This is a genomic window from uncultured Nevskia sp. (genome assembly GCF_903885465.1).
In the GTDB taxonomy this organism is placed as follows: domain Bacteria; phylum Pseudomonadota; class Gammaproteobacteria; order Nevskiales; family Nevskiaceae; genus Nevskia.
Genome location: NZ_CAISIQ010000185.1, coordinates 1 through 6,924 on the forward strand (window position 1 = coordinate 1; position 6,924 = coordinate 6,924).

Annotated in this window: 7 protein-coding genes and 1 pseudogene; 6 read left to right on the forward strand and 2 right to left on the reverse strand. The window is 62.5% G+C overall.

Annotated elements, in window-relative coordinates; genetic code table 11:
• The 4 genes from QZY06_RS06945 to QZY06_RS06960 all read left to right on the forward strand — a co-directional run.
• The coding region (locus QZY06_RS06945; protein WP_295682044.1) for an enoyl-CoA hydratase-related protein at positions 1-745 on the forward strand (745 nt) is incomplete at its 5' end.
• A 1-nt stretch (position 746) separates the two neighbouring features.
• Complete coding sequence (locus QZY06_RS06950; RefSeq protein WP_295682047.1) at positions 747-1,985, forward strand: CaiB/BaiF CoA-transferase family protein; 1,239 nt, start codon at positions 747-749, stop codon at positions 1,983-1,985.
• 47 nt (positions 1,986-2,032) lie between these two features.
• Entirely contained in the window at positions 2,033-2,809 is a 777-nt protein-coding gene (locus tag QZY06_RS06955; protein ID WP_295682049.1) for an enoyl-CoA hydratase/isomerase family protein, read from the forward strand.
• 97 nt (positions 2,810-2,906) lie between these two features.
• Positions 2,907-3,434 carry a hypothetical protein gene (locus QZY06_RS06960; RefSeq protein WP_295682050.1) on the forward strand — a complete coding sequence of 176 codons (528 nt, stop codon included), beginning with the start codon at positions 2,907-2,909 and terminating at the stop codon, positions 3,432-3,434.
• A 613-nt stretch (positions 3,435-4,047) separates the two neighbouring features.
• Here QZY06_RS06960 and QZY06_RS06965 read toward each other — a convergent pair.
• The gene (locus QZY06_RS06965; protein ID WP_295682052.1) at positions 4,048-5,094 is read right to left on the reverse strand and encodes an SOS response-associated peptidase; all 1,047 of its coding nucleotides are present in this window, start codon (positions 5,092-5,094) and stop codon (positions 4,048-4,050) included.
• Complete coding sequence (locus QZY06_RS06970; protein WP_295682054.1) at positions 5,051-5,926, reverse strand: hypothetical protein; 876 nt, start codon at positions 5,924-5,926, stop codon at positions 5,051-5,053. Before QZY06_RS06970 ends, QZY06_RS06965 begins: the two co-directional genes overlap by 44 nt.
• Before the next feature lie 42 nt (positions 5,927-5,968).
• Here QZY06_RS06970 and imuA point away from each other — a divergent pair, with 42 nt between their 5' ends.
• Together imuA and QZY06_RS06980 are read left to right on the forward strand one after the other, a co-directional pair.
• Complete coding sequence (gene imuA / locus QZY06_RS06975; RefSeq protein WP_295682056.1) at positions 5,969-6,589, forward strand: translesion DNA synthesis-associated protein ImuA; 621 nt, start codon at positions 5,969-5,971, stop codon at positions 6,587-6,589.
• Between the two features lie 10 nt (positions 6,590-6,599).
• Positions 6,600-6,924: pseudogene (locus QZY06_RS06980) on the forward strand (hypothetical protein); the annotation flags it as partial.

Genomic DNA, 6,924 nt, shown 5'->3' on the forward strand with positions numbered 1-6,924 from the left:
GCCCTTGATCGACCATGCGCGACGCGGAGGGCTGGCGGTCCTATCCCTGCAGGCGCCGCCCCGCAACGTTCTGACCCAAGCGCTCCTGACGGCCCTGCTTACGGAGTTGGAGCAGGCGCGCAAAGCCGGCACGCGGGCCGTTTTGCTTTGCAGCAACTTGGCCGACTTTTCCGATGGTGACCAGACTGCCCAGGTCAAGCGCGAGTTGAGCGGACAGGACAGGGGAGCAGGAGAAGTTCTTGGGCTGCTGACCCAGTTCGATGAATTTCCGCTGCCGATCGTCGCTGCCGTTCGCGGCAAGTGTGTAGGCGGCGGTTACGAACTGGCCCTGGCCTGCGACTACGTAGTGGTTTCGACGACCGCTCACCTGCGCCGCATCGAGGGCGACGCGAGTCTCGATCACGCTGTTGCCGAACTGCACCGCCTGGCCCAGGAGATCGAGGTCCTGCGCGACCATACTCCTCAAGAGCTTGAACAACTGGGACTGGTGAACCTGGTGGTGGCGGATGAGCGGGTCGAAGACACTGCGATGTCGATCGCCCAGCAGCTTGCGGCCGGGCCCACTCTCGCCCATATCGCGACCAAGAAGCTCGCATCCATTGCGATGCATCAGGGAATCAAGGCGGCCGACGCCGCCATGGTCGAACTGCAGAAGCCGCTGTGGACCTCCGAAGACCTCAAGATTGGCCTGGCCGCATTGAAGGCGACCGGCATGCCCGGTACCGCCGCGTATCAGGGGCGCTGACATGAGCGGACCGCTCAAGGGGATTCGCGTCGTCGATTTTTCACGCGTTCTGGCGGGCCCACTGTGCACACGGATGTTGCATGAGCTGGGTGCCGAGATCATCAAGATCGAACCGCCGCGCGGCGACATCTCGCGCTACGCCGCCCCGTACAAGGCGGGCATGTCGGGCTATTACGCCCAGCAGAACGCGGGCAAGCGCAACATCAGCATCGATCTCAATGTCCCGGGCGCGCGGGAACTGGCACTTCAGTTGTGCGATGGGGCTGACATCGTCGTCGAGAACTTTCGAGCTGGAACGCTGAAGGCTTTCGACATCGACTACGAGGTCATGTCTGCCCGCAATCCAGGCCTGATCTACGTAGCGATTACAGGTTATGGCCAAGGCGGTCCCTGGCGTGGCCGGATGGCCTACGCGCCAACCGTGCAAGCCGAGGTCGGACTCACTCGGCACAGCTTGGGGCACTACGGTGAAGCGCTGACCGAACCCAGGACCGACAGTTTGTCGCACGCGGATGTCTATGCGGGCCTCCAGGCGACCATCGCGGCCCTGGCCGGACTGCAGGGTCGCGCCACCTCGGGCGTGGGCCAGTACGTCGATGTATCGATGGCAGCAACGCTGATGTCGATCAATGAGCGCGCGCACGTTGATCTGGGCAACCTCGAGCTCGGGGCGGAGCCTGCCATTTTGGGTGCGACCGACTGTCCGTTCTTCGTGGGGCCTGGCGGCGAGCCGTTCCTGACTGCCATCAGCATGGTGCAGTCACTGACGTTCCCGTTCTACGTCCAGGCGATGCGCCGCCCGGACCTGATGACGGATCCGCGATTCTCCACCGCCGCCGACCGTGCCGCCAATCGAAAGGAGCTGCACGCGATCATCCAGGCGTGGATCTACACGTTCCGCGACATCCGCGATCTCGACGCGCAGTTCGACGAAGCGAAGATCGCCATGGGCGAGCTGCGCACCCTTGGAGACCTGGCCAATTCCGAATGGGCCGAGTACTGGGGCGCCGTCCAGGAGATCCCCGATCGCGCCGGCGGCACCTATCGCATTTCCGGGTCTCCCTGGCGGTTCTCGCGGGACGAGCTGGAACCGAGCGGCTCTCCGGCGCTGCGCGGTGAGCACAACCGCGAGATCTGCAAGGGAATTGGACTGAGTGATCAGCAGATCGATCGTCTGATCGAAGCCAAGGTCCTGCTCTCCGATCCCCAGCTTCAGAGCACCCAGACAAGGGCGGCCTGAGACCGCTTTCCGCAGGAAGTCACCTCAAATTCAGGTAGGAGAATTGAATGTCAGTCGAAGGCGTGATTGAAAGCCGCATGGAGGGCAAGGTCGCTGTGCTGTCGTTGGTACGCCGGCCGCACAACTTGCTCGGGTCGATCCTGCTCGAGGCGATCTACAAGGAACTGAAGGCAGCTCATGCCGCGGGCGCCCGCGCCATCATCATTCGCAGCGGTCTGCGCCACTTCTCGGCCGGGGCCGAGATCCAGATGTTCGAAGAAAGCGTGCAGACAGGCGTCAAGCCTTCAGCGTTCGATGCCGAAGTTTTCCTAGACGCCTTCGAAAATCTTCCGATCCCCATTGTCGCCAGCATTCACGGCACCTGTGTCGGTGGCGGTTTCGAGTTGGCCTTGGCATGTGACTACGTCATCTCTGCGTCGACGGCGAAGATCGGTTCGGTCGAAGCCATGCTCGGCATTCACCCGCTGGCCGGTGCCGTGCAGCGTGTGACGCAGCGCGCCGGTGCCCTGCGTGCCAAGGAGATGGCGATGCTGGCCCGCCGCTACGACCCTGCCACGCTCGAACGGTGGAACCTGGTGAACCTGGTCGTGCCGGAGGACGAGCTCGAAGCCAAGACGCTCGAGATCGCTCAGGAACTAGCGAAGGGACCTACGGTCGCGCACGGCGCGACCAAAAAACTCGCCTTGCTCAGCATGAACCAAGGCGTCAAGGCTGCAGATGACGCGATGGATGCAGTGCAGAAGCCGATCTGGACCTCGCGCGACCTGTCCATCGGTTTGAAGGCGCTCAAAGACAACAAGCCGCCAGAACTCGAGGGTCGCTGAGGCAGTGAGCTAATCACTGATCATCATTCCCGGAATACGCAAACGCGATCAAAGCCACAAGAAATCGCCGACCTTTTCATTCACTCAGGAGAAGCAAATGCTACATAACGATCCGGATATCCGAACCCAATCGCTTCAGAAGACCATGCAGGGCCATGCCGCCCTGGGCGTCCTTGTCGGACTGATCGGCGGGTGGTTCTTCGCGTTCGCCCAGCTGCAGGAGGTGAACGTGTGGCCGTTGTTCGCGTTCGACGTCAACATGCCGGGCGACAAGCACGGATGGGCGGAAGCCCACGTCGGTCCGATTCTCAACGGCTTGCTCTGCGCCTTCGGAGCATCGATCCTGCCAAGGATGTCGGGAATCCAGAAAACAATGATCGCCTATGCGCTTATTGCAACCGTTTGGGGCAACACCATCTTCTACTTCTGCGTGCCCTTCGGAAACGTCCACTGCCTGACAGGCGGCTACGCAAAGGCCTTTGGCGCACACGGCAATGTGTTCGATGCGATCGGGTACGTGGTAGCGGTCCTGGTGGCTCCCCTGACGATGGCATCGATGGTCATGATTGCGATCACGCTGCTTCGTTCGGATCGCGGGACGAGCGCCCCCACTACTGCCGGCTGATTTCCGTGCCCCGCCGTCCTGGATCGGCCTCACCCGACAGTACAGACGATAACTTGCAGGAAATGCGGAACAGGCCGGCATCGGCCATCTGTTTGGACAGCTCGCGCGGGAAGTTTCCCTTGCTTCCTCGGTGTGGCCGATCTTCCAGGCGACGGGCGCGAGCTTGCTTCCTACTCTCGGGCTGCCAGCGGCGCGCGGCGGCAAATCAGTTTTTAGCCGGGATCGAAGTCCCGGACCTTGACCGTAGAGGGCGAGTGGCCGCGCGTTCTCGCTCCCAAAGAGAGGAGGGGATTGCGTAGCGCGGACCTGGCGAGGGTCGCGGCGATTTCTTCAGGGTTCGGAAGCGGTCAGTCGCGGAGGACCTCTAATGGCACAAAGCGACCGTTCGTTTCGTCGTATCGATCGGAGCCTTTAACGGAATAAGTGCCTAGCTGCGACGTCAAGTGATCGATGTATTCGTCGCTTCCAGGCGACCCGATCGGTATTTTTCCGCGGCAAAGCCATTTCAACTATGCCGCGCTGGCGTTCTTCATCTTGAGATGGCGATTCTCGAATTTCCGTGCGATCGCCTCCGATCGGATCACCTGTCGATTGGATATCTTCCAGTCGTCGCTTAGAAGAGCGACTGTTGTGGCTTATCCGGCGGTGGTTTAGGGATGACCGTCTTCGTCGCCCTGAGACTGTCCCGAATCATCGCCATGAGATCGGCGAGAGCCTCGGCGTCATCCCGATCCTCGATGGTCCTGAACCACAGCCGGCGCTCGGCAGCCGATGGAAGCGGTGCCTTGTCCAGGCGTGCCGCCAAGGCTCGGCGAAGTTCGTCAGCGGGCGTCTCGGTGAGCCAGCGCAAAACGTCTTCGTCGACTGTCACTTTGCCCTGAAGCGTCATCTGCTCCCACTCGTACGGCTCGATCAGGTCCGCCCCCTGATTGCGCGAGTTCCCGACCGCAGGCCCCACGGTACGCAGAACAAACCGCTTTGTGGCACCGTTCTGGATCATGTCGCTGACAGCATCGGGATTGTTCTCGGCAGGGTCGATCCAGGCGTTCCAATAGTCTGGATGCAACACGACAGGCGTCCGCGAATGTATTTCAGCGACGCTAGGTGGCGATTTGATGGTGACGATGCTGCAGGTGGGCAGGTTGCCATGCATCGACCACAAGCCCGCAAACAAGATGTGCTTGCCGTCCTCCTTCCGGACGAGGTGCGGAATCCGCGGAGGCCGCGATCTTCCATCTTCCAACACGAACCACTCGTACCATCCGGAAGCAGGGATCAAGCAGCGCTGATTCCGCCAGGCGTACTTCCACATCGGTTTCGTCGCGGCCGTTTCGGATCGGGCATTGGTCGTCATCGGCGGCGGGGTGGACTTGGTCCAGTAGTGGGGGATGAAGCCCCAGCGCGCCTCGATCAGAACGGGCCTTCCTTCATCACCCATGACGATGATCGGAAGGGTCTGCGTCGGCGCGACGTTGTAGCGGGGCGCCAGCGCACGGAGTGCTTCCAGGATCTCGGGTGACAGCAACTCCCCGACGTCTGCCCAGGCAGATGCATCGGGAATGATGTTGTAGCGTCCGCACATGGATTGAGTGTAGCCCGCGTCTTCGGAATGGCGGTCACCGGGTTTGATTGACCGGCAGGCAAAGGCTTTGTACGGCATCTGCGAGCAGTCCCCCAAGAATCCGCCCGTTGATGATCCGCCCAAGGTCGCGCGCGTATGCTTTGGCGGTCGCAGATTGAGGTCCGCTCAGGGTGCCTTTGCAGGACTTCGACCAGTGCTCTCCAAGAATCCAGACTTCGAGCGCGGCCGCTTCCAACTGATCGGCCAGATTTCGCTCCTCGGGTGCGCTGCTGTACCGAAGCCCCCTCGCGGTGTGCAGCGCGCCGAACTGGCCGACCACGAATGCACCCGTTCGACTGGCTTCGATGACGGCTTTCGCCATTGCCTCGTCGCGCAGGCCGGGAACCTCCACGGGAAGATCGGCCGCGACCACACGAAAGCAGGGTGCCCGAGCGCTGAGCTGCAGCATCTCGTCGAGGAAGACCCGGTAGGCCGGAAAATCGAGCGCATCCCAGACCGCGACGGCCTGAACCGATGCAACACCCGCCACGACGCGGTCAAGGGCACCTTGCTGGTCTGCCGCCACCTCCACCGCCAGCGTCACGCAGGCGTGCGTCGCCCGTGTCATCTCGACGACCCGGCGCATCAGGTGAAGCGAGCCCTCGCGCTGATGGGTTTCCCCGACGAGAAGAACCTGTCCTTGAAACAGTGATTTCCACAAATTGGCATCTGAAGCGTCCGCCCTGACCGCCAAGTTGCCGAACGCCGCGCCGGCCACCGTCGCTGCGCAGGCGGCGGCGAGAAATCGCGGCAATCGACGGCGTCGACCGGTCAAATTCCTTTCGGCGTCATGGGCAGGGGCGGTCAACGTCTTGCGACGCTTCGGCAGTTGGTTGATTATGTATGTCCATACATATTCGTGTAAATCCATGTTCCGGGTTGCTTCCCCTCAAAGCCACCAGCAGCTTCGTTCATGACAGGGCCAGTGCCCCGCGTCCGAGCGTGGCCGCAAATCCCGGGTGTTACCCGGGGGCTCGGTCGTGACCGTCCGCCCACCGAGCCAACGGGATATGAAGGCCTGAACCGCGCTTTGAACGGCGGCTGGCCGATCAGTGCGGTCAGTCAAATCATCGCATCGAGCAGCGGTTTGGGCATCTCCCTGCTGACGCCGGCCCTGGCTCGCATGACGGCAGCTGGCCGGCATGTGGCGCTGGTGGCGCCACCCTTTGTTCCCTATGCCCCGGCACTGCGTGACGAAGGCGTGGTGCTGACCCGTTTGGCCTGGATCGATCCCAAGGACCGCATCGACGCACTCTGGTCGACCGAGCAGCTGCTTCGATCGGGCCTGTTCGGTGGTGTCGCGCTCTGGATCCCCGCGCTTGCGGCACCGATCGTGCGCCGGCTGCAGGTCGCGGCAGACACCGGCAAGGCGATCGCGTTCCTCATGCACGGCGAAGCAGCGGAGGCGGATTCCACTCCGGCGGTGCGCCTCGATGTACAGCCATCCCATGAGGGCCTGCGGATTACGGTTGAGCGTTGCCGGGGCGCTCGAGGCGGCGACACCGTCGTGGCGCCGTTTCGTTTCGCGGCATGACGGTCAGTCCATGCTCTGGCTCACGGTCAATTTGCCCAAGCTCCCGTTGGAGGCGCTGTCTCCACCGGACGCCGTGCCGGTGGCTGTCATCGAGACCCGGGGGCCGCGGCGGACGATCGCATTCGTCTCCAGTACTGCCGAGCAGCAGTCCGTCGTTCCCGGCATGTCGGCCACGGCCGCACAGGCCCTGGTTCCGCAGATCCAGCTGCTGACCCGAAACCTCGACCAAGAGCTTGGCGCGCTGGAATCGGTTGCCTGCTGGCTGTATGGCTTCGGACGCCCGGTCGCCATTGATGCCGCGAGCTTGAGCGTCCATGCCGAGATCGGCGCCAGCC